Here is a 22043-nt window from a genome sequence, read left to right on the forward strand (position 1 = left end):
CCGCGTCCGGCGCGCGCGTCGCGCAGCAGCTCGGGCCCCCGCTCGGCGAACCGGCCCAACTCGTCGAACAGCGGCACCAGGATCACCGTGGCGAGGACCGCCAGCACGACGAACGCGGCGAGGAAGACGAGCAGCGTGGCCAGCGCCCGGCGGCGTACGAACCGGCGTTGCAGTTGGTCCACGGCCGGTTTGAGCGCGACCGCGAAGAAAGCGGCCACCACCGCCCAGACGAGCACCCGGCGGGTCGCGTACACGAAGGCCAGGGCGAGTGCGGTGGCCAGCACCAGTCCGATCACGACCAGGGCCCGGCGGGCGGTGGCCCGATCGTCGGCGTTGCTCAGCCGCCGGGCCTTCCCCGCGCAGACCGCCGGAAACCCGGCATTGCGGACGGTTGGCGGCTACCTAAGCGTCGGTGTCACGAAGGGGGTGTGCGCCGGCCACGAACGTGTCGAGGGCGGCGGCGTGCAGCAGCCCACCCGCGATCGGGTCGCGCAGCGCGGCCACCGCGAGCCGACCGACCGGCAGCCCTCCGGGGCGGTGCGTGGCGGCGAGCACCAGGTTGCCGTAGCGCCGGCCGCGCAGCATCCGGCGGTCGCCGAACACGCAGACGTCCCCGAAGACCGCCCGCAGGGTCGCCACCTGTACGCGGGTGCCGACCAGCGGCGGCAGGTCCGTCACGTTGACCAGGTAGAGACCGCCCGGCCGCAGGGCACGGGCCACCTCGGCGGTGAACTCCACGGTGCGGACGTGCGGGGGCATCCGGGCAGCCCGGTAGATGTCGGCGATCACCAGGTCGTAGGTGCCCGCCTCGGCGGCGGTGACCGCGTCCCGGGCGTCGGCGACCTCCACCCGCACCTCGGGCGGCAGTGGCGGCAGTTCCCTGGCCACCAGCTCGACCACCGCGCGGTCCCGCTCGACGACCCGTTGCGTGGAGCCGGGCCGGGTGGCGGCCAGCCAGCGGGGCAGCGTCAACGCGCCGCCACCGAGGTGCAGCGCGCTCAGCGGTACGCCCGCCGGCGCTGCCAGCTCCACGGCCGAGGCGATCCGGCGGACGTACTCGAAGTGCAGGTGCCGAGGATCTTCGACGTCCACGTACGACTGCTCCACACCGGCGGAGAGCAGCGTCCGGCCGGTCCGGCGGACCGGATCGACGACCAGCTCCAACCGGTCGGCGGCGCGGTTCATGACGGCACGCTAACCGAGCGCCCGACGGGCCGGCGGCGCGGGAGCACCCGCGTCCGCCGGCCCGCGTACGCCGTGGTCGCGGTCAGCCGCCGGCCATCCCGGCGCCGACCTCGTCGATCGCGTCGTCGACCGAGTGGGCGAGGTCCACGTCGAGCGCGGTCACCCCGTCGGCCTGGTTGGTGCGGACGGTCAGCACGGCTGCCGTACCGCCCGGCCGCCCGATGCTCGGGCCGCGCCCGGTCTCCTGGCGCAACCGGTCGAGGCGGGCGAGCACCCGGTCGAGGTTGTCCGGCGGCAGCGCGACCACGCGATACAGGCCGGAGGCGTCACCGGCCCAGTACGGCAGGTCGTCCAGAGCCGCCCGGAGCTGGTCCTCGTCCAGGAGGGGCGTGGTGGTGGAGGCACCCACGATGCCTCCGCCGGCCGCCGGCGGGTTCAGCAGCTCCCGCAGACCGTCGGGGACGTGCAGGGACTCGATCAGATCACCGTCCTGCTCGGCGAGCGCGGCGATCGTCGCCTCCGCCTGGTAGCGGGCCTGCTCCGGCGTACGTCCGCTGATCCGGCCCACCTCGGCCAGGAAGCCGGGTAGGTCCCGGTGCCGCTCGATGCCGTCCACGGGCACGACGTCGTGCAGCGAGTTCGGCACGGCGGCGAGCAGTCGTTGCCGCTCGGCCGCGTCGAGCGCGAAGGCCAGCACCAGCACTGTCGCCTCGGCGCCCACCTTCGCCGTCGAGAAGTCGACCCCGGACCGGCGTCGGACGTCCTCGACCAGATCGCGGTAGCCCACGCTCGTCACTCCGGCCGCCCCGCCGGGAGGTGGCTGGGGGCGCGGATTGTCCGGGGTGCCCCTGGTCGGGGGCGCCGGTCCGCCACGCGTGGTGTCCGACTTGTGCCGACCGGCCGGCGGCGGGCCGGCCCGTCTGCTTTGTTCCAGGCTGGTGAGCTGCTTGGACGCGCTCAGGCTCGCGCCGTACTCGCTGGGCTGGCCGCCCTGCTCGCGGGCCTGCCGGGCCAGCGCCCGGCGGCGCTGGTTGTCGCCCTCCATCTGCTTGCGCATGGTGACGCCCCTTCCGCTGGGGATCGATCCTGCGCCGGTCGCGTTCCCGCCGTGCCGGGAGCCGAAACGGGCGCTGCCGGCCGGGTAGGGCTGAGCGCTGGCCGCGCTTCATCCGCCCGGGGTGAGGGGTGCTCACCCGCGCGGACCGCAGGATCGGGGTAGGGCCGCAGTTCTTCCGAGGTACGCGGAAGGAAGGTCGTCATGAAACGGATCGTCGAGATCGTTCCCGCTCGACCCGGCTGGTACGCCCGCTGGCAACTCACGCCCGACGCGACCCGGTGCTATCCGGTGAGCCTGTGGGCGTTGCTGGAGGAGGCCGACGGAACCGGCCGCGAAGTGGTCGGGATGGACTGCATCGGCCAGTGGCCGGGTGCCGACGACAACGAGGCGGGTGGGGAGTTTGTCCGCTACCTGTACCAGACGCCCGACTCGGGGGAACCCGACGACATCGAACCCCCGTCGACGATCGAGCTGCGGGACGGCGCGCCCCGGCTCCAGCCGATGACCGCGCCCTAGGCATTTCTCCGGCCCCCGACCCCAGGTCCCAGGGTCGGGGGCCACCCCCTGCCCGGGGGCGGCGGCGCGCGGCCGTCAGCCGGTGGCGCGCAGATCGTCGTCGACGGCCGTCTGCACACTCAGCAGCTCGGTGAGGCCGGTGCGGTCCAGCAGTTGCTGCACCTGCGTGCCGACCCCGGTGAGTCGGACCGACCCGGCAACCCGGCGCACGATCAGCAGGGCGCTCAGACCGGACGAGTCGCAGAGGCCGACGCCGCTCAGGTCGATCGTCACCTGCTGCCCGTAGTGCAGGTCGGCCGCCGCGGCGACCAACTCGGGAGCGGTTTCGTAATCGAGCTCGCCGGTCAGCCGAAGCCGGACGTGGCCGGCGTCGGGCCGGCTCACCGCGATGGTCAACAGCTGGTGGGCCATTGCACCATGTTCCCAGTCCCCGCACGGATCGCAACTCCCGGGGCGGCGCGCCGCACCGGGTCCGCCCGCTACCTGAGCCTGGGCCCGGGCCTGCTGTCGGATGCCGGTCGCGGCAGACCGGCGTAGGGTGGGCGGACTGGTACGGGTTCGGGTGGACGACAAGGAGTGAGGCTCAGCTGGTGACTGCTTCCGACGTCAGGGACTGGGACCCGGGCGACGGACGGATCTCCACGCCGAGCACCACACAGGCCCCGGCGTGGTCCGCCGACGCACCGTCCTGGCCCGCACCCGCGCTACCGCCGCTGGCCCCCGACCGTGACCAGGGCACCCCGGACTGGTCCGAGGTCGTCGAGCACTTCCGCGAGGGCCTGGTGGTCTGCGACGCGGACGGCGTCGTCCGACACGTGAGCCCCGTCGCCGAGCGGTTGTTGCCCGAGGTGACCGCCGGTGAGCCGCTGGTCGCGTCCAGGGTGCCGGGGTTGGCCGAGGCGACGCCGGGAAGCTTCACCCACCGCGGCCGTCGACTCAGGGCCCGCCAGGTGCCGCTGTCCGCCGGTCGCTGCTGCTGGTACGTGGAGGACGTCACCGAGAGCGTCAGCCGTGCCGACGCGCTGCTGGCCGAGCGGGCGCGCTCGGCCTTCCTCGCCGTGGTGGGCGACAAGCTGGGCAACCCGCTGCACCCCGACCGGGCCGCCGCGGCGGTCGTCCGGCTCGCCCTGCCGACCCTTGCCGAGGTGGCCGTGCTGGTGCTCGCGCCGCGCGCGGGGCAGGCTCGGTGGTGGCGGGCTTCCCGGGTCGACGACGAGACCCCGATCGTCGACACCGGCGTCCTCACCGGCGACACCCTGCCGCCGGCGATCGCCCAGGGGCTGACCGGTGTCGAGCCGCACGCCGTCGACTGGCTGGTGGAACAGGCGGTCGACGCCGGCTGGCTACCCGGTCTAGCGGGCGCCGACAGCACCGCCCGGGTCGTGCCGCTGCCCGGCCGCGACACCCCCGTCGGGGTGCTGCTGGTCGCCCGGCGCTCCACCCGCTGGTACGACGAGGACGACGCCCAGTTGATCCGCGCGTTCGCGGCGCGGGCCGGCGCGGCGCTGACCACCGCCCAGCTCTACCGCGACCAGGCGGAGGTCGCCGACACCCTGCAGGCCAGCCTGCTGCCGGTCGAGCCGACCGAGGCGGTCGGCGTGCAGTGGGGCACCGCGTACCGCCCGGCGCAGGCGGGGCTGCGCATCGGCGGCGACTTCTACGGTTCGCACCGGCTCGCCGACGGCGGTTCCTTGTTCTTCCTGGGCGACGTCTCCGGCAAGGGCGTCGAGGCCGCCGTGTTCACTGGCCAGCTCCGCCAGTGCCTCCAGGCGCTGCACCGGGTGGAATCCCATCCGGGGCGGCTGCTGCGGCTGCTCAACGACGCCCTGCTGGAGACGACGCAGGCCAACGGTCAGGGCCGCTTCGCCACGATCGTGCTGGGTGTGGCCCGTCCGCAGCGCGACGGAGGCCTCACGCTCACGATGGCCGGCGGCGGGCACCTGCCCCCGCTGGTGCTGCGCAACTCGGGCGAGGTCGAGACGGTGCCGCTGCGCGGCATGCTGATCGGGGTGGTGCCCGATCCGCGCGTCGGTGAGGTGACCGTACGCCTGGCGCCGGGTGAGACGTGCCTGCTCTACAGCGACGGCGTGACGGAGGCCCGTGGAGGCCGTCGGGGCGACGAGCAGTTCGGCGCGGAACGGCTGGTCACCGCCGTGACGGGGTGCCAGCGCATGCCGGCGCCGGCCCTGGCCGAGCGCGTGGAGCAGCTCACCTGCGACTGGCTGGGCCACGGCGACCACGACGACATCGCCGTCCTGGCGGTGCGTGCGGTCAACCCCGTCAGCCGCGGCGCGCGACACCTGCACGCCGTGCCCACCCTGACGAACGCCGACGAGCAGAGGACGAGCCCCGCGTGACCGCCCCCGCCGCGACGACGGACCCGACCGACGCCTATTCCGGCTACCTGACCTGCCTCGCCGACGCCGACGAGTACGCCGCGATCGACGTGGCGATCGGCCTGCTGGACGCGGGAGTGTCGCCGGAGCGGGTGCTGCTCGACCTGGTCGCGCCGGCGCAGGCCGAGGTGGGTGAGCGGTGGGCCCGCAACGAGTGGAGCGTGGCCCAGGAGCACGCCGCCACCCACATCAGCGAACGGGTGGTCGCCGCCGTGGCGGCCCACGCCGACACCCGTCCGACCGGCGGTCATGTCGTGGTGGCCTGCATGGACGGGGAGTGGCACGCGCTGCCACCCCGCCTGGTGGCCGAGGTGCTGCGGTTGCGCGGCTGGCAGGTGACCTTCCTGGGCGCCAGCGTGCCGGCGGCGCACCTCGTGTCGTACCTGCACCGGTACGACGCGCAGGCTGTCGCGTTGGCCTGCGCGCTGCCGATGCGGCTGCCGCACGCCCATCGGATGATCGAGGCCTGCCGGCGTTCGGACGTGCCGGTCGTGGTCGGTGGGCGGGGCTTCGGCGCGGACGGCCGGTGGGCTGCCCGGCTCGGCGCGGCCTGGGCGCCGAACGCCCCGGCAGCGGCCGAGCTGATCGCCGATGAGCGGGCGTTGCGGCGGGTGCCGACGGCGCAGCTCGCGCACCTGGCCGACGACGAGTACGCGAGTCTGGTCCGCCGCCGTGGCGAGCTCATCGACAGCGCGCTGACCGACCTGCGCGAGCGGGTGCCGGCGACGCGCGACTACACGGCCGCCCAGCTCGACTCGACCGTGAGCGACCTGGGTCACATCCTGGATTCGCTGGCCGCCGCGCTCTACGTCGAGGACGCTTCGCTGTTCTCCGAGTTCGTGGACTGGCTGGCCGAGATCCTGACGAGTCGGAAGGTGCCGGCGAGTGCCGTCGAGGAGACCCTGGAGCATTTCGCCGTCGCGCTGCGGGACTTCCCGCGTGCGGCCCACGCGTTGGCCCTGGGCCGTGCCGGGCTGGCCGCCGGGTCCCGTTCCGCCGTCTGACCAGCGCCGTCGGACGATCACCACAGGCTGCGGCGTGTCACACCCCCCTGCGTATACTTGCCGCACTGCAAACGTCCCACCCCATCGGTGGACGAGCGAGGGGGAGACGGTGACGTTCAGTGTCAGCGACACCGAGCGCGACGGCGGTGCCGCCTGCCTGCGGCTCGCCGGCGAGCTGGACCTGAGTACGGCCGGTGAGTTGGCCGCCGCCATCGACCGGCTCAACGCCGCCGGCGAGCGCCGCGTGCTGCTCGACCTCACCGATCTGACCTTCTGCGACTCCACCGGGATGGCCGTTTTCGTCCGGGGCGACAACCAGGCCGCCGCCGACGGGGGCTGGCTGAGGATCACCGGGGCCAGCGGGCGGGTCGAGCGTGTGTTGCGGGTCACCGGTCTGGCCGACGTGCTCCGATACGTCCCGGACGCGGCCGACCCGGCGTCCCAGAGCGCCCCCTGATGGGCTAGATTTTCCCGCCAGCGTGGTGACCGTCCGGTCCCCATTCTCCGCCGACCCGAGGCAGGTAGTGATGGGCGACAGCCCGCAGCCGGTACGCATCCTGGTGGTCGACGACGATCCCGGCGACGTGCTGATGATCGAGGAGGCGTTGGCCGACTCCGACGTCGCGAAGATCATCGACGTCGTCAGTGACGGCGAGGAGGCGATGGAGTTCCTCCGGGCCGAAGGTCGCCACTCCGGAGCCCGTCGACCGGACGTCATCCTGCTCGACCTGAACATGCCCCGCATGGACGGGCGTCAGGTGCTCGGGGCGGTCAAGCAGGACGAGGATCTGCGGACCATCCCGATCGTGGTGCTGACCACCTCCAACGCGGACACCGACATCGTCGGCAGCTACACGTTGCAGGCCAACGCGTACGTCACCAAGCCGATCGACCTGGACGACTTCAACGACGTGGTGCGCCGCATCGACGAGTTCTTCGGCCGTGTGGTCGTGCTGCCCAAGCGCGCCTGATCCGCCCGTCCCGCGCATGCTGAACAATTTTCCCGAACCGCTTCGGTAGGCGTCGTCGCGCCCGAGGATCCAGGTGGGGAAGTAACAGCGGCTGCCTGGGGGGCGACAGTATGAGGTTCTCCGTCGTGAAGACCGGCTACGACCAGCGGCAGGTGGATTCCTGCCTGGACGAGCTGGCGATCCGGTTGTCCCGGCTCGCGGCACGGGCGGAGGCCGCCGCCGGGGCGACCCGCGAGTGGGACGAGATCCGCCAGGAGGCGACCTGGCTCAGTGGCCTGCTGCGGCGGCTGGATCTGGGCGACGCCGCCACCACCCGGCCGGCCGGCGACGTGGGGCGTCAGGAGGCAGCCGAGATCCTGGCGCAGGCCCGCCGCGTGCTGGACGAGGCCCGCGAGGAGGCCCGTCGGGTCCGCGAGCAGGCGTACGCGGACGCCGTGCAGGCCCGGCGCGACTTCGAGGAGACGCTGCACGCGCGTCGCCGCCGAGAGGGGCTGGTGGACGAGATCCTCACCGGCGTGACCGGCGAACCGGTGCCGGCCGACACGCCCACGGCGGCGGCCGGTACGGGCGTACCCGCGACCCGGGTGGCTGCCGGTGGCCGGGACAGCGGCGCGCAGCCGCCCACCGGCCACACGACCCGCTGAGGGGGCGTCAGGCCAGGAGCGCCGCCGCCACGGTGGTGGCGCGCTCCTCGTGCGGGGCGTACGCGTCGGGGTAGGCGGAGACCTGGACGGCCTGGGCCGCGGCGGTGACGCTCATGTCCTCCCAGCCGGGGATCTCGGCCAGGGCGGTGTAGAAGGCGCGGGCGGCGTACGACGGGCGCATCAGCTCGGCGACCGTGCCCCACCCGCTGCTGGGTCGCTGCTGGAACAGTCCGACCGAGTCGTGGTCGGAGCCGCTGCCCTGGTGCGGGTACTCGCTCGACTCCGGCAGCACGTCGCTGGCCAGGTTGTAGAGGTTGCTCTCCTGCATGGCGGTCGCGAGCGCCACCACCAGGGCGCGGCGCGGCATCTTCAGCTCCCGGCCGAAGTCCACGATGATCTTGGCGTTGTCCATCTGCGCCTGGTCGAGGCCGGCGACCGGGCGCGGCCGGCGTGGCTTGGCCGGCTTGCGGGGCGCCTTGCGGGTCACGGTGGGCGCCGGAGTCGGCGAGGCCGTCGGGGTGGGGACGACCCGGGCCGGGGCGGCGTCGCGGTCGAGCGACCGGGAGGCGCGCTCGTCGGCGATGGCGGCACGGTCGGCCAGCGCGTCGGCGATCGGCCGTACCGGCTGCGGGGCCTCCGGCGTGTCACGGGTGGCGGCGAACGCGCCCAGGCCGAGGCAGCACGTGACGCCGGTGGCCAGGGCGATCCGCACCGGGGTGGACCCGAGCAGTGCGCGGCGCGGCGAATCGGGGACCCGGTGACGGCCGATCGTCCGTTCGGTTGATGCGGCGTCCCCCGTGCGGGTGGTCGAGGGCGCGTCGGTCAGCTTCTGGGCGGAGGGGTCGTCGGGATGCACCCGCCGAGGCTAGATAGTCGACCGTCCGCTGCCATCGGTCCGTAGAGTGGCATGCGCCACAATTTGCCCGAATTTTGGTCATAGCATCGGTCAAAAGACGGCTATGCCGGCATAACCTCGCCGATCAGGCGAGACGGGTATTCCCGATTCGGCAGGTCAACTCGGTCATCATGTACCAGTGGCGGGTCGATCCCCGCCACCCTCTGATCGTCCCCCGTTCGGTGGATCACAGGCTCCACCGAACGCGTGAGGTCGGTGCCCCCGAGCGGCTGACTGTCCCTCAGTGTCGACCGCTCTCCGCCGGGGTGACGGTCAGCCGGTGCCGGGTGTTGTCACCGCTGGAGAAGGGCCAGAGCCGGTCGGCGTACTCGACCAGGTCGGCCAACTGCGACCGGCTCAGACCGGCGGAGGAGATCGAGGCGTGCACGTCGGCCCGGTAACGGCCGTCGTCGTCGCGGCCCAACTTCGCCTCGGCGCGTACCTGGACGGTGTGCGCCTCGTCGGTGATCTTCCCGGCCGCCTCCACCGCCGCATGGTGCAGGCAGGACGCGAAGGCCGCCGCCAGCAGCTGCTCCGGTCTCAGGCCGGTGCAGTGCGCTGCCAGCGGCGACGCGAGCGGCGTGGAGAGCCCGCCGTCATCGGTTCGGACGTGGCCACCCTCGGCGGTGGCGGTGGCCTCGTGCAGCCAGGAACTCGGACTCGGCATCGCGTTCCTCCCGTCGCTCACCGCCGGCTACCCGGCCGGGGGCGGGTGAAACGCCGGGGTCAGCTCCCGTCGACGACCGACAGCGCCTCGGTGGCCTGCGCCGCGGCCCGCTCGGTCCACGGCGACGTCGTCGACGGTGGCCGCTGCGTGGGGATCGCCATCGGCACGTACACCCGGGCGTCGACGACCTCGGCCAGCAGCAGCGCCGCGACCAGGCTGGTCGGACGCTCCGCCGGATCGTCGGCCAGGCAGGAGCGGCACAACTCGGACACCTCCGGCGGGAGCCCGTCGATCTCCGGTAGTGGCTCGGGCGGCCGGGAACGACGTGCCCTCAGCATCTCGGCCGAGGTGTCCGCCCGGTACGGCAACAGGCCGGTGAGGCAGTAGTAGAGGAGCACGCCGAGCGCGTACATGTCGGCGGCCGGGGTGGCGAGAGCGCCGTCGAGCTGCTCGGGTGCCAGGTACGCCGGAGTGCCGAGCAGGATGCCGTCGGGCATCGGGTCCGGTGTGTCGGCCGGGGTGGCGATGCCGAAGTCGAGGACCTTCACGCCCGCCGGGGTGAGGATGACGTTTGCCGGTTTCACGTCGCGGTGCACGAGACCACTCGCGTGGGCGGCGGACAGTGCGGCGGCGACCTCGGCGCACACCCGTACCGAGATGCGCCAGTCCAGTGGCCCCGACCGCAGGTGCGCGGCGAGTGTCTCGCCCTCGGCCAGCTCCATGACGATATAGGGAACCGGGCGGCCGGGCAGCGTCGACGAGGTGCCGAAGTCGTGGACGCTGGCAACGTTCGGGTGCACCAACCGGGCCGCCGAACGGGCCTCCGTGCGGATGCGGTCCACCGTGTCGTGGTTGCCCGCCGGGCCGGGCGCGATCAGCTTGACCGCGACCGGCCGGTCCAGCACGCGGTCGTGGGCCCGCCACACCTCGGACATCCCGCCAACGCCGATACGCTGTTCGAGCTGGTACCGCCCGTCCAGCGTACGCATTGACAACTCCTCGTCCTCGTCCCGCCGGCGGCGGGTGCCTTCGATCGCGGTACCCGGGGGCCGAGCTGGGCAAACCGCGACGGCCGCCGATCCCGGCGTACCTCGGGCTGGGTCGACGTCGGGTGCGGTAGCTTGCGAGCCAGAGCCGCACGCACCGAGCGTGTCGGCACCCTCACGCAAAGGAGTGCGATGGACGAGGTCACCGTACGCTTCGTCGGCGGTCCCGCGGACGGCCTGGTCCGCGCGGTGCCGGCCGAGTCGGACGGCGCCCCTCCGCGGCGGTGGATCATGCGGCACCCGGGCGGCACCGGCCCGACACAGCCGGGCCCCGACCACCTCTACGAGCGCGACCAGCCCGACGGTCACGGCGGGTGGAGCATGCGGTTCGTGCGGACCGACGCGTACGGGGTCTCCGAGTGACCACTGTCGGAGCCTGAGCGGTGGCCCGGCGTCCCGGCCGCACAGCTGGCACACAGGCGGAACAGAGGCGCGACCCAGCCGCGGTGTCCACGATGGGCGGCATGGTCATCCAGGGACAGACCGTGCCGGGCCGGATCGAGTTGCGCCGTCCGGACGGCGAACCGGTCCGGGTGCTGGTGGTCGACGACGAGGCGACGCTGACCGACCTGCTGTCGATGGCGCTGCGCTACGAGGGCTGGCAGGTGCGTAGCGCCGGCAACGGTATGGCGGCGTTGAGCGCCGCGCGGCAGTTCCAGCCGGACGCCGTCGTGCTCGACGTGATGCTGCCCGACCTGGACGGCTTCCAGGTGCTGCGTCGTCTGCGCGAACACGCCCCCACCGTGCCGGTGCTCTTCCTGACCGCCCGCGACGCGGTCGAGGAGCGCATCGCCGGGCTGACCGTGGGCGGCGACGACTACGTGACCAAGCCGTTCAGCCTGGAGGAGGTGATCGCCCGGCTCCGCGCGCTGCTGCGCCGCTCGGGCTTCGCGGTCGCCGCCCACGAGGAGGCGGTGCTGACCGTCGGCGACCTCAGCCTCGACGAGGACAGTCACGAGGTCCGCCGTGCCGGCCAGCTCATCACGCTGACCGCGACCGAGTTCGAGCTGCTGCGCTATCTGATGCGCAACCCGCGCCGGGTGCTCAGCAAGGCGCAGATCCTCGACCGGGTGTGGAACTACGACTTCGGCGGCCAGGCCAACGTGGTGGAGCTGTACATCTCGTACCTGCGCAAGAAGATCGACGCAGGCCGGCCGTCGATGATCCACACGTTGCGCGGCGCGGGCTATGTCCTCAAACCCGCCGACTGACGCACCTCGGCGCGGGGGGCCGGCGCGCGCCGTCCGACGCTGGCTGGCCGGCTGGTCCCTGCGGACCCGGCTGGTGCTCGCCCTCGTCGCTCTGCTCGCCCTGGTCAGCGTCGCGATCGGCGGGCTCACCACGGTCGCCCTGCGGCACTTCCTGATCGGCCAGGTCGACGCCCAGCTGACGATGGGGGACCGGCCGCGCGACGTACCGCCGTGGTTCCGCCAGGGCGGCGACCCCGGCCGGCCCGCCCCACGCCCGGGCACTGCCGCACCGCCGTCGCCGGAGCCCCCGCGCGGCTTTCCGCCGGGCTCGATCGCCGTACGCCGCACCGACGGCGTCACCATGGCGACGCGGAGCACCGACAGCGGCAGCCTCGCCGAGGTGCCCGCCGCCGACGCCGCACTGCTGACCGCGCTGCCGACCGACGGTCGGCCGCGTACGGTCACCCTCGGCGACGGCGACGGCGACGTCCGGGCGGCGGCGCGGCAACTGCCCAACGGGATCGTGGTGGCCGTGGCGATCCCGCTCGGCGGCGTACAGGACACCGTGTGGGCGCTGGTCGCCGCGCAGGCCGGGGTCGCCGGCGTCGGGCTGCTCCTCGCCGGCGGCGCGGGCGCCCTGATCGTGCGCGCCACGCTGCGACCGCTGCACCGGGTGGCCGCCACCGCGACGAGGGTCACCGAGCTGCCGCTGGACCGGGGCGAGGTCGCGCTCGCCGTCCGGGTGCCGGCCGCCGACACCGACCCCCGTACCGAGGTCGGCCAGGTCGGGGCGGCGCTGAACCGCATGCTGGGCCACGTCGCCGACGCGCTGGTCGCGCGGCAGGCCAGCGAGACCCGGGTACGTCAGTTCGTCGCCGACGCCAGCCACGAGCTGCGTACCCCGCTGGCGGCGATCCGCGGGTACGCCGAGGTGGCCCGGCGCGGGCGCGACGAGGTCCCCGCCGACGTGGCGCACGCGCTGCGCCGCGTCGAGTCCGAGAGCACCCGGATGACGAGCCTCGTCGACGACCTGCTGCTGCTGGCCCGGCTCGATACCGGCCGGCCGCTCGCCGTCGACCCGGTCGACCTGTCCGCCCTCGTGGTGGACGCGGTCAGCGACGCGCACGTGGCCGGCCCGGACCACCGCTGGCGGCTGGACCTGCCGCAGGTGGTCATCCGGGTGCCCGGCGACGCCGCCCGCCTGCACCAGGTGGTGGCGAACCTGCTGGCCAACGCCCGCGTGCACACCCCGCCGGGTACGACGGTCACCACCACGCTCGCCGTCGAGGCGGACGCCGCCGTGCTCACCGTCGCCGACGACGGACCGGGCGTGCCGGCGGAACTGCGGCCGGAGATGTTCGAGCGGTTCGCGCGGGGCGACAGCTCCCGGTCCCGGGCACACGGCAGCACCGGGCTCGGCCTGGCGATCGTTGCAGCCGTGGTCGAGGCCCACCACGGCACGGTCACCGTCGACAGCCGCCCGGGCCGGACCGTTTTCGCCGTCGGCCTGCCGCATCCCACGACCGACATCTAGCCGCTTCACTCGGGCAGTCCGCCTGGAGCTGGATGGCGTGCTCATACTGCGTCGCGTCAGGGTGCGGTGGGTGCAGGTGACCGCGCGCGTGGATAGTCCCGAGCTTCTCCATATGTGGGTGCCCACTGGAGTTGTTGTCGGGCAGGAGCTTGGTTGAGTGCCGTCCGATGGCCAGGCCAGGCCAGGCCAGGCCAGGCCGGTGCCGGGCCCGCACTTGATCCACATGGCGTCGGCTTGGGTTGGGTCGGCGGTGGTGGAGCACGTGGCCAGTCGGAGCGAGGCCGTCGAGAATGTTCTCGCTACTCGATCACCATACGGCGTCGCGCTCCTTCGCCGTACCCCGTTACCCGCCGCCGGGGTCGAGGCCGCGGCTCTGCCTCGGCACCTGACCACGCTCACCCCGACCCCGGTGGCTTCACGTGGCGGGGGAGCGCTGATTTGGCAGCCGCACACTCCCGGGCGGCTCGGACATCGTCTACACGAGGACAAAGAGCGCGCCGATGATCTATCCCCTGCGGCTCGTCATCGAGTATGGTCTTCCTGCACGTGCAACCCTCCCCGAGGGTTGACGCAGCGGACATCTGCAGAGAAAGGCGAATCCACAGTGCTGAAGCAGGTAAAGCGGGTTGCTGCGGCAGCCGGCATGGCCGGAGTCTTGGCGATCGGTGCGCTCACCGGTGGGACGCCGGCCTCGGCCGCTCCCGTCACGTCGCAGAGTCAGTACCCCCAGTGGATCGGCACTTTTCCCACCGACTTTGATTGTCAGGTAAAGGCCGTCGCGTTGAGCCTAGCCAATTACCCCACCAGTTACTTCTGCGACGCCAACTACCTTTACCGGTGGGTTCAGTACTGACGGACGGGCCAGCTAGCTGCGCCCATTCTTGCTGACGCCGTTGTCTCGATTCTCGGTTGTCGTGGATCATCCGACCTGCGGCAACCGGGAATCTTCTACTTTGGAAGAGTCGGAAACAACAGGTGCGACATCCCCGCCATGGCGGTTTCGTCGTCGGGAGCCGCAGCTGTAGCTGTGCGGGCTAGCCTCGGTTCTGCATTACGGAACGGCTGAACCCCGCACAGCCTAACGACCGAAGAGACGGTCGAATGCTGGGCTACGAGTACCAGGTCCGCGAGCGGCGAGCCCGATACGGCCACATCACCCTATCTGCGGCATCCCACGCCGAGCCTTCCGTCGCCTGTTCCTTGCCCCGGAGAGGCGTTCAGCGCCGACGACGACACGGCTAGCTTTGACCAACGATCGTTTCAGTACGAATCTCACAGCGGACACATAAGTGACGCACGGCGTCGCGTCCGCCCCGCCGTCGAGGCTCGCCGCATGGTTACCACCGAAACTCCGCTGACGACACCCGCCGAATCCGACCCGGAGGCGCCGCCGGTCACGCGCCTCGACGAGCATCCGCCGCCGACGCGTCGATCGCAGGCCTGGACCCGGCCCGCCCTGCTGGTCCTGCTCCTGGGCGCCGGCCTGCTCTACCTGTGGGGTCTGGGCGCCTCCGGATGGGGCAACTCGTTCTACGCGGCGGCCGCGCAGGCCGGCTCGGTGAGCTGGAAGGCGTTCTTCTACGGCTCGTCCGACGCGGCCAACTCGATCACTTCCGAGCCAACGGGGGCAGCTCGGCCGCGCAGGAAATCGCCGCCTGGGTCGCGCAGACCTTCACGGCGCAGACCGTCGACAGGGTCACCCGCTACGACCCCGGCGCCACGGCGGAGGCGTCATGACCCCGCTGGGCGGACCTCGGGCCGCCGTCCAGGTGCCATCTGACGCCGCCGGAACGGTGCTGGACGTGGTGATCCCCGTCCACAACGAGGAGGTCGACCTCGGGCCGTGTGTCCGGCGACTGTACGCGCACCTGAGCGAGCACTTCCCGTACCCGTTCCGGATCACCATCGCCGACAACGCCAGCATCGACGACACCCTGACGGTCGCCGACGGGCTCCGCGCCGAACTGCCGGGCGTGGAGGTGCTGCACCTGGACGCCAAGGGTCGGGGGCGAGCGCTGTCCGCGGCGTGGTCGGCCTCGTCCGCGCCGGTGCTGGCGTACATGGACGTGGACCTGTCGACCGACCTGGCGGCGCTGTTCCCCCTGGTCGCACCGCTCATCTGCGGTCACTCCGACCTTGCGATCGGCACCCGTCTGGCGCGTACGTCCCGGGTGGTGCGTGGCGCCAAACGGGAGGCCGTGTTCCGAGCTTACAACCTGCTGCGGGGCGCTCTGTTCGCGCGGTTCTCCGACGCGCAGTGCGGGTTCAAGGCGATCCCCGCGACGTCGCCGGTGGGCTGCTGCCCGTCGTGCGGGACGCCGGGTGGTTCTTCGGCGCGCAGCCGGCGAACCTGTTGGCCCTGCTGGTGACCGCGGTGGCGAACACGGCCGCGAATCGGCGGCTGACGTTCGGCATCACCGGCAGCCGGCACGCCGGTCGACACCACGCCCAGGGGCTGCTGGCGTTCGCGCTTGGCGTGGTGCTGACCAGCGACGCCTCGGCATGCACCACCGGCGGGGCTGAGACAGCGGCGGTTCAGCCGCCCAGCATCTGCGCGAGGACCTCGACGACGGGTCGCGTGTGCCCTCCTTTGGGGTCCTCGCCGGTGTTCAGATCGGTCACGCTCATCCCGAGCAGCCGGTCGGCGTTGCGCCGCGTCGAGTACGGCCAGCCCGGAACCCTCGCTGTGGGTGTCCATGCATGGAGCGCATCCGACCTCGCCATAGAAAGCTGCATCCACTCCTTGGAACGCTCGCTATCAGCAGCCTTGCTCAGGCCCGGACGATCTACTGTAGACACAGTGTGGACACGGTTACCTTGTGTCACGCCGGCCGGTCCTGTCTCCTCTGGCTCAGGCTGCACCTCATGCGCGAAGGGGATCGTGAGATGGAAATGGCTCATCAACCTCACTGTGTCGAATCAACTCGCACGTGGGTGCGATCGGGTCAATCGATCCAGTTCTTCGGACGGGCATCCGACCGCGCGCTGGACGCTTTACCGATACCGGGCTTCCATCTGATCTATGTCGATGAAACCGTGGGCGACCTGACGGTCGTCGCCGACATTCTCCGCGATGAGCCGTTGGGCGTACTCGCGAGTATGGTGTATGTGCCGCAGGACCCTGCTTGCGATGTTGGCGGAGCACTGGTTCGAGCTGACCAGATTGGCCTACCGACGCTCGTGCGCGGGCTGCCGCCGCAGGACCTGGTCGGCCCCCGCGTCGCCCCGTTTGCGGCGGCAGGGGAAGTGGGGGCTGCGCTGGTGGCACCTGCTCGACATCTGGTGAACCGTGCCTACCACCGACACAGGAGCGAGGGGGTCGCGGCACTCGACCTACGAGATGCTCCCCCCGCAGAACTGTTTCGTCGACAGGTCGGCGTTCTTCGTGAAGAGCAGATGTGGCCGACGCCGAGTGCCAGAGCGACATATCTCGCGGCGCTGCTGGGGGGCAGCGCGTCGTCTTCCGCTCCGACGGTGCGTCAACACTTGGTGGACCTCGACTCCGTGCAACTCGTCGTGCGGGAAGTCGTCACCGCGGGCCGCCGGGTACTCCTTTTGGTCACCGACGAGGAATGGGCGGAGATCGCCGGACAAGAGCTAAGTCCTCCCGGCAGAGGAACCATGGTCGCGGTGCACGCGGCCGAGGGTGACGATGTCCGCGTCCCGGTACGGCACGCCGACGGCACCGACGGCGTAGCCGATCTTTCGGTGACAGACCTGGCCACCGCGCTAACAAGACTGGCGCCCGACGCCCTGTCCTGGGTACTTGTTTCCTGTGGGGCGGGCTCGATCAGCGGCGGGCTCGCCGCGCGGTTGGCTGATCTGACCAACCTCGACGTGCTCGCGCCCCAGGGTGACGTCCGGATCGGCGCTGTCATCAGCGGCGGGATCTCCACCCGGCAGGGCGAGAGTTGGCAACTTTTTCTGCCGCAGGACGAGATCGGCGGTGAAGGTTGGGATGTGATGAACGACCTGCACCCGGGCGGCCGGCGTTTCGACGGGGTCGGTGCGTCACATGACGAGACGAATTCCGGGCTCCGCATGGGCCTGTCGCCGTTCCGGCATCGTCAGGGATTTAAAGTTACGGCCCTGCACCGCCATAAAGATAAAGTGGAGGAATTTGACGTTTCGCAGCTGGAGTGTTTTCGCATCACCGGTAAAGGCGACCAGGTGCTGGATGGTGCGGTATACGTAACTAACGACGTTGACGACGGCGAATTCTGGAGGCGTGCCGTCACGGTCGAGAGTGCCCTGCAGTCGGGTCTACCGCTGCACGACGTGACTCGATTCGGGGTGCAGCACGGAGCGAGATTCTACGGACTGCCAAGTCCTTGGGGTGAGAATGAAATATATGTGATCAGTGCTCATGGGGACGGCAGCGACGCTTACGTTAAAATCCGGACCGGCGGGTCGAAGAACCAGACCGTCCGAATCAGTGGCGCGATGATGGCAAACATCACGCGGCGCGATCCCAATTTTCGGGACGCCTATCGTAGGGGCGTCCGGGTGCTGCTTCTTGAATCCTGCAGAAATGGTCTGACCTTCGCGGAGGAGTTGTACTCCGAGCTGCGGCGCAAGGGGTACGAAGTGGCTGTATACGCGCCAACCACCAGGTTGATGATCGCAGACCTCGAGGACGAGCGCGCTCGCGCGTTGAATATCGCGGATGGAGGCATCTGGACTGTTCAGAGTCAGGAAATGCCCCGCTCTTGGCAGGCTATGACGATCGCAGACCTCGCGCAAAAAGCAATTGCTCTACACCCCGCGTCGGTCGAATTGCCGCCTGTAGAATCCGGGCCCCTGTCAGTCCGCTCAGTTGCGGATCGGCCAGCCTTGGAGGCTATTGTAGCGTGGACGCTGTACTCTTCTTATGCGGAGCGCCGCAAGACCCTGATGGTCGACGGAATTTCGAATGAACTCAGTAGGTGGAATCTGGCCGAAGGGCTAATTATTTACCGAGCCGTGCTCGCCCTGCTACTAACCAACCGCGCCACCTGGCCGGATTTTGTGTCCTTCAGTGAGAGTTACAGCAAGAACGCTCTCGTGTCGATTCTGCTGATCGGAGAGCGATTCGAACGGGCCGGGTCGGCTAATATAGTCTCGGATTGGGAAAATTCTCCGCGCGTGCTTGTGCCGGTGCGCCCCCGCCGAAACCCCCCCGTACCAGCCGACTACAACGCGACGAGCACTAACAGCGAAGAGCTCTTCAAGAGCCCACTTTGGCCGGACGAAACAAGATCCTTCGACGTGGCAATTAAGCGCATCGAGACCTCGAAGTCGCTGCAGCGAGCAGCCTCTCGGATCATCCCTGACCTCTTGCGAGAGGAACTGCGAACGGTGGTGACCATTACGGGCACCATCGGCGCTACGACGAGTCAAGGGCAGGTCCGAAAACTGCTTATCGATGAGCTGCGGCGAGTGTATTGCGAAGTCTTGGGTGGCTCTCGTTCGGACTTCGACAGAAAGTGGATTAACAACCTATCATTCATGACTGGGCCAACGAGGCTTCCGCGTTCGGAGATCATTCTCCACGTACCGGCAGCGTCCCCGCGCCGCTTACCCACGCCCTCGCATGTTCGTCAGTTACCGCCGGACGGCATGTCTTTACCTGCGGCGTTTCTGTTCGCCGCACCCCACGTCGTCGCCTCGGAATTATACTCGAACGAAACGCGCGCACGTTCTCCGCGCCTGGGACGACTTCCCGATCGGCCGAACGCGAACGCTGCGGTCCTGTGGTCCGAGAGGGCTGTCCATGAGCCATTTGTTACCGACTGGCCCCGGCGCTTGGCCGCTCGCTTCGCGATCTTTGCCCAAAAACCGGAGAACAGCGCCGCTCTCGCCAATATTCTCCGCGGTTCGGTGCGTGCGCAAAATGTGGCGGGGGGGGCAGAAGCCTATCGTGTATCCCCGCAAGACGTAGTAGATCTGGTAACTGCCGTTCATTCTTGGGGCGACTCCTGGGACGGCGAATTCGGGCAAGTGTTCGCGGATGTCATCGCCTACATTCTGAAAGTGCGGATTCATATTCACGACGGCAGTCCTGAGGGTCGCCTCATCGCGCCGCTAGGTGAATGGAAGGTTTCCGAACCGATTTCATTGTGGCATGCAGGAGGAAACCATTACAACGTATGGACGCCACCCGATGCAAGTCAGAGCATAGGCGGCGACCAGTCGGGGCGCAACAGGCTCCGGCTTCCCGAGCGGCGCCGGCCTGTCCCAGATCAGGGCCAGCCAGATTCTTTGACTTCATCCCTGCCGCCTCCTTGTTCTGAGCCGCTGCTGGTTCCGGACTTCTTGGCGGCGCCGGAGATCTCGCCGACCAGTAGTCCGCACGTCGGTGCTGTCGGCCGGTCCCGCTCCAATCTGCGGGGCCCGTCTATTTCAGGAGTGCTGCGCGATTCGGCTGCCCCGACGCCAGCCGCGCCGCCCCCGGCCACCTCTTCTTCAAGAACCGGCGGTCCACAGATCTACCGACCACCCGCCCAAAGCGGATCATCTCTCGGCCCTACCCGCTGGGGCGAGATTGATCCACCGACCGGTCCACTAGTTGAGTTGCCGAAATTGGCCGTGCGGTATCTTCCAGACAGCTGTCCAGGCTTGTGCATCCTCGGCCCAGGTCAGGAGGCCATGGCGGAGGCGGCACGAGCCTTTCGGGCTGGTGCCAACGAATACCCCGTCTTTGTGCACGGCTCGTCGCTCGGCCCAGTCGTCGACGGTAAGTCGATCAGCATGACGCAGATCCGTGACCTGATTGTGCACGACAGTCGTTCCGTCGGTCGGGACATCGTCGCGGTGATATGTGACCTGGCAACGGTTGGATCGACAAGTACGCTTTTCGACACTTTTGCCGCCCAACTGTTCGCGCTGCTGCCCGACGCCACCAAGCGATTGCTCGCGCCTGATGGGGTGGTACAGCTGTCGCCTCACGACCCTACCGAGGTCGTGGTGTCCGCTACGATCCTGGGCGACGACGGCCGATTGCGTCTGGTCTCGGGCGGCTTCGTGGAGTACATTGACGCGCCGGGAACCGCGCGTATCTCTGGGCTACGCACCCCGATGGTGCTCCAACACGCGCCGCGATTGACTCTGGCCCGCACCGGTCCTGGGGTGGCCCTGAGCGACACCCACGGTCAGCCGCTGGTCGGAACGGACGCGCCCGCAGCGAGCAGCCTGATCGCCCTGGGCCTACCCGATCCGTCCCATACTCGGCGCGTGCTCGACGCTGCCTTGACCAACCGAGCGGGTGTCACGGAGCCGACTGTGGCAACGACGTGGCCGTGGCGAATACCCGGGTCGGTCATCGAGCACCCCCATATGCACGTCATCGCCAGCCCTGGCTCGGCCCCCCCGCAACCGATGGTCGCCGAACTTCTTGCGGCGGCCGACGCCGAGCACCCAGTGATCCTGATAGGAGCTCCACGTGCCTCCGCACGCGCTACGCGGGACGATGTCGCAGCGCTGAACCTGCTTCTGGAGCAGTACGCACAGCGCGGCCAACTGCCCACCGTGGTCAGTCGCGGCATAGTCACCGAAGACCTCGATGTCGTGGCGGCGCGGTATGGCGCGGTGGTGTTCCAACCGGCGATGCCAGTTTCACGCGATCCTGTCGACCGCAGGGGGCTGTCGATCGAGCTCTGGTGGGAAGCGAAGTCTCCCCACCAGCAGAAGTCGACGAGGCACGGTCCGTGGCAACGCATCAACCGTGATGTCCTGGACACCGCGGCTGCCCTCGCCGAGCCGACCGCTGCGGTCTCCCGGATCAGCGCCGTCCTCGGTGACCTCATCTGGGCACCGGATTACGACCGAGCCCGCTCGGCATTCCACGCTGTGGAGCGGAGGTGGGGCGGTGCGGAGATGAAGACCGGGCAGGTCCAGGTCGAACAAATGCTCGGTCGGGTCCCGGGCCACTCTCTGCTGGACGGCTCCGGCCCGGCGCTCGGCATCTTCGCGCCGGTCCTTGAATTCGGTGCCCTCGGTCACGCCGACATCGTCTTCGACTACGTGAGTAGTCCCCAGGCGAGTCGACCTCGACAACTCCTTAGTTCAGTAGCGCGACTTGAAAGAGCTGGCCAACTAGACGCTCCGCTCGATGGCGGCCTGAGCACCACCGCTCTCGCATCGATGGTAAAAACCGCTGGTGCCACTGACATTTCGGCAGCAATCCTCAACCTCATTGGCGATATCAAGGCCGACCGGTTCGACAGCGCGGCCGACTTCATCGCCCGCAACCGCCACACACTTACCGTTGACCAACGAGGACAATGGGTCGAGGCCATCCGTGATCTCACTCAAGCGATGCCCGGCCATGTCGAACACATGAAGAGTCTCGCCGAAGCCGTCTACGAATGCGGGCCCACACTCGATTAGCCCGCTGCGCTTCGGTAACGGCCGTCCTTGGGCGGGGAGCGGCCGGCGGACCAGTCGCCCAACGTCTGCGCGAGGACCTCGACGACGCGTCGTTCACCACGTCCAAGTCGAGGTGCAGCCAGGCTGGCCCGTCGTCGTCGCTGGCCAGGGCGTTGAGCAGGCCGGCCCGGCGCAGGGCCGACGGTGCCCGCGCCTTGCCACGGCCGCTGCCGGAGGAGTCCAGTGGCGCGTCCACGATCATCCAGCGCTACCGACGAGGACCGCTTCCTGTGGCCGGGCTGGGAGTCCTCGGATGTGGCCGCGACGGCGAGGACGAGCAGCGTACGGTGATGGACAAGTCCGGCTTTCTGGGTCAAATGCCTCACTGCTGTATTCCTGGGACGTCGGTGTCGAGACGGGCGAGGGGAAGGAGCGGTCGGTGATCCATCTGGCCTACCTGGACGCGGGATCGGGCAGCCTGATCGTGCAGGCCGTCGTCGGCGGGGTGGCCGGTGCCGCCGTCGCCGCCAAGCTCTACTGGCGGCGGCTGGTCGACCGGTTCCGCCGGCAACCCAGCGACCAGCGGTAGCGG

The 22043-nt window shown here is 70.1% G+C and carries 19 protein-coding genes and 2 pseudogenes; 14 read left to right on the forward strand and 7 right to left on the reverse strand.

What is annotated here, in order from left to right:
- Positions 1–83: 83 nt before the first annotated feature.
- The 3 genes and pseudogenes from ACGFH9_RS07305 to ACGFH9_RS07315 form a co-directional block, all read right to left on the reverse strand.
- Positions 84–296 (reverse strand): annotated as a pseudogene (locus ACGFH9_RS07305) (AI-2E family transporter); the annotation flags it as partial.
- Between the two features lie 106 nt (positions 297–402).
- The gene (locus ACGFH9_RS07310) at positions 403–1185 is read right to left on the reverse strand and encodes a spermidine synthase (RefSeq protein WP_393216554.1); all 783 of its coding nucleotides are present in this window, start codon (positions 1183–1185) and stop codon (positions 403–405) included.
- A gap of 82 nt (positions 1186–1267) precedes the next feature.
- Positions 1268–2242: a DUF2267 domain-containing protein gene (locus tag ACGFH9_RS07315; RefSeq protein WP_393216556.1), complete on the reverse strand. Its 975-nt coding sequence runs from the start codon at positions 2240–2242 to the stop codon at positions 1268–1270.
- Positions 2243–2443: 201 nt separating this feature from the next.
- On the opposite strand from ACGFH9_RS07315, the gene ACGFH9_RS07320 reads away from it, so the two are divergent.
- On the forward strand, positions 2444–2758 hold the full coding sequence (locus tag ACGFH9_RS07320; RefSeq protein WP_355233219.1) for a hypothetical protein: 315 nt from the start codon (positions 2444–2446) through the stop codon (positions 2756–2758).
- 75 nt (positions 2759–2833) lie between these two features.
- Here the strand turns inward: ACGFH9_RS07320 and ACGFH9_RS07325 are convergent, their stop codons facing one another.
- A complete protein-coding gene (locus ACGFH9_RS07325) occupies positions 2834–3169 on the reverse strand; it encodes an STAS domain-containing protein (protein WP_393216558.1) in 336 nt (111 codons plus the stop codon).
- A 179-nt stretch (positions 3170–3348) separates the two neighbouring features.
- On the opposite strand from ACGFH9_RS07325, the gene ACGFH9_RS07330 reads away from it, so the two are divergent.
- The 5 genes from ACGFH9_RS07330 to ACGFH9_RS07350 all read left to right on the forward strand — a co-directional run bounded on the left by ACGFH9_RS07330 (position 3349) and on the right by ACGFH9_RS07350 (position 7773).
- The gene (locus ACGFH9_RS07330) at positions 3349–5115 is read left to right on the forward strand and encodes a PP2C family protein-serine/threonine phosphatase (protein ID WP_393216560.1); all 1767 of its coding nucleotides are present in this window, start codon (positions 3349–3351) and stop codon (positions 5113–5115) included.
- Positions 5112–6158 (forward strand): B12-binding domain-containing protein, encoded by a 1047-nt coding sequence (locus ACGFH9_RS07335; protein WP_393216562.1) that lies wholly within the window; start codon positions 5112–5114, stop codon positions 6156–6158. Before ACGFH9_RS07330 ends, ACGFH9_RS07335 begins: the two co-directional genes overlap by 4 nt.
- Positions 6159–6267: 109 nt before the next feature.
- Positions 6268–6615, forward strand: coding sequence for an STAS domain-containing protein (locus ACGFH9_RS07340; protein WP_393216564.1), 348 nt, complete (start codon positions 6268–6270; stop codon positions 6613–6615).
- Positions 6616–6685: 70 nt separating this feature from the next.
- Complete coding sequence (locus tag ACGFH9_RS07345) at positions 6686–7129, forward strand: response regulator (protein WP_393216566.1); 444 nt, start codon at positions 6686–6688, stop codon at positions 7127–7129.
- Positions 7130–7239: 110 nt separating this feature from the next.
- Complete coding sequence (locus tag ACGFH9_RS07350) at positions 7240–7773, forward strand: ATPase (protein WP_393216568.1); 534 nt, start codon at positions 7240–7242, stop codon at positions 7771–7773.
- Positions 7774–7780: 7 nt separating this feature from the next.
- On the opposite strand, the gene ACGFH9_RS07355 is transcribed toward ACGFH9_RS07350, so the two are convergent.
- The 3 genes from ACGFH9_RS07355 to ACGFH9_RS07365 form a co-directional block, all read right to left on the reverse strand.
- On the reverse strand, positions 7781–8629 hold the full coding sequence (locus tag ACGFH9_RS07355; protein WP_393216570.1) for a hypothetical protein: 849 nt from the start codon (positions 8627–8629) through the stop codon (positions 7781–7783).
- A 280-nt stretch (positions 8630–8909) separates the two neighbouring features.
- Positions 8910–9335, reverse strand: coding sequence for an OsmC family protein (locus ACGFH9_RS07360; RefSeq protein WP_393216572.1), 426 nt, complete (start codon positions 9333–9335; stop codon positions 8910–8912).
- Positions 9336–9394: 59 nt separating this feature from the next.
- Complete coding sequence (locus tag ACGFH9_RS07365; RefSeq protein WP_393216574.1) at positions 9395–10324, reverse strand: serine/threonine-protein kinase; 930 nt, start codon at positions 10322–10324, stop codon at positions 9395–9397.
- Between the two features lie 189 nt (positions 10325–10513).
- On the opposite strand from ACGFH9_RS07365, the gene ACGFH9_RS07370 reads away from it, so the two are divergent.
- The 8 genes and pseudogenes from ACGFH9_RS07370 (at position 10514) to ACGFH9_RS07405 (ending at position 22040) form a co-directional block, all read left to right on the forward strand.
- Positions 10514–10744, forward strand: coding sequence for a hypothetical protein (locus ACGFH9_RS07370; RefSeq protein WP_393216576.1), 231 nt, complete (start codon positions 10514–10516; stop codon positions 10742–10744).
- A gap of 101 nt (positions 10745–10845) precedes the next feature.
- Entirely contained in the window at positions 10846–11592 is a 747-nt protein-coding gene (locus tag ACGFH9_RS07375; protein ID WP_393216578.1) for a response regulator transcription factor, read from the forward strand.
- Positions 11593–11635: 43 nt separating this feature from the next.
- Entirely contained in the window at positions 11636–13105 is a 1470-nt protein-coding gene (locus tag ACGFH9_RS07380) for a sensor histidine kinase (RefSeq protein WP_393216629.1), read from the forward strand.
- Between the two features lie 604 nt (positions 13106–13709).
- The gene (locus tag ACGFH9_RS07385) at positions 13710–13958 is read left to right on the forward strand and encodes a hypothetical protein (protein ID WP_393216580.1); all 249 of its coding nucleotides are present in this window, start codon (positions 13710–13712) and stop codon (positions 13956–13958) included.
- Positions 13959–14620: 662 nt separating this feature from the next.
- Positions 14621–14842, forward strand: a complete 222-nt coding sequence (locus ACGFH9_RS07390; protein WP_393216582.1) for a hypothetical protein — start codon at positions 14621–14623, stop codon at positions 14840–14842.
- Positions 14839–15608, forward strand: a pseudogene (locus tag ACGFH9_RS07395) (glycosyltransferase); the annotation flags it as partial. The gene ACGFH9_RS07390 and the pseudogene ACGFH9_RS07395, both read left to right, overlap by 4 nt.
- A gap of 197 nt (positions 15609–15805) precedes the next feature.
- Positions 15806–21472: an OTU domain-containing protein gene (locus ACGFH9_RS07400; RefSeq protein ID WP_393216634.1), complete on the forward strand. Its 5667-nt coding sequence runs from the start codon at positions 15806–15808 to the stop codon at positions 21470–21472.
- 418 nt (positions 21473–21890) lie between these two features.
- Positions 21891–22040: a hypothetical protein gene (locus tag ACGFH9_RS07405; RefSeq protein ID WP_355233233.1), complete on the forward strand. Its 150-nt coding sequence runs from the start codon at positions 21891–21893 to the stop codon at positions 22038–22040.
- Positions 22041–22043: the final 3 nt, after the last annotated feature.

This window comes from Micromonospora sp. NPDC049102 (assembly GCF_043197485.1).
GTDB lineage: Bacteria > Actinomycetota > Actinomycetes > Mycobacteriales > Micromonosporaceae > Micromonospora.

Excerpts from the sequence above, each read along its gene's own strand:
- ACGFH9_RS07360 (WP_393216572.1), bottom strand. The coding sequence starts at position 9,335 with ATGCCGAGTCCGAGTTCCTGGCTGCACGAGGCCACCGCCACCGCCGAG.
- ACGFH9_RS07365 (WP_393216574.1), bottom strand. The coding sequence starts at position 10,324 with ATGCGTACGCTGGACGGGCGGTACCAGCTCGAACAGCGTATCGGCGTT.
- ACGFH9_RS07315 (WP_393216556.1), bottom strand. The coding sequence starts at position 2,242 with ATGCGCAAGCAGATGGAGGGCGACAACCAGCGCCGCCGGGCGCTGGCC.
- ACGFH9_RS07320 (WP_355233219.1), top strand. The coding sequence starts at position 2,444 with ATGAAACGGATCGTCGAGATCGTTCCCGCTCGACCCGGCTGGTACGCC.
- ACGFH9_RS07345 (WP_393216566.1), top strand. The coding sequence starts at position 6,686 with ATGGGCGACAGCCCGCAGCCGGTACGCATCCTGGTGGTCGACGACGAT.
- ACGFH9_RS07390 (WP_393216582.1), top strand. The coding sequence starts at position 14,621 with ATGGGGCAACTCGTTCTACGCGGCGGCCGCGCAGGCCGGCTCGGTGAG.
- ACGFH9_RS07350 (WP_393216568.1), top strand. The coding sequence starts at position 7,240 with ATGAGGTTCTCCGTCGTGAAGACCGGCTACGACCAGCGGCAGGTGGAT.
- ACGFH9_RS07310 (WP_393216554.1), bottom strand. The coding sequence starts at position 1,185 with ATGAACCGCGCCGCCGACCGGTTGGAGCTGGTCGTCGATCCGGTCCGC.
- ACGFH9_RS07370 (WP_393216576.1), top strand. The coding sequence starts at position 10,514 with ATGGACGAGGTCACCGTACGCTTCGTCGGCGGTCCCGCGGACGGCCTG.
- ACGFH9_RS07325 (WP_393216558.1), bottom strand. The coding sequence starts at position 3,169 with ATGGCCCACCAGCTGTTGACCATCGCGGTGAGCCGGCCCGACGCCGGC.
- ACGFH9_RS07375 (WP_393216578.1), top strand. The coding sequence starts at position 10,846 with ATGGTCATCCAGGGACAGACCGTGCCGGGCCGGATCGAGTTGCGCCGT.
- ACGFH9_RS07400 (WP_393216634.1), top strand. The coding sequence starts at position 15,806 with ATGGAGCGCATCCGACCTCGCCATAGAAAGCTGCATCCACTCCTTGGA.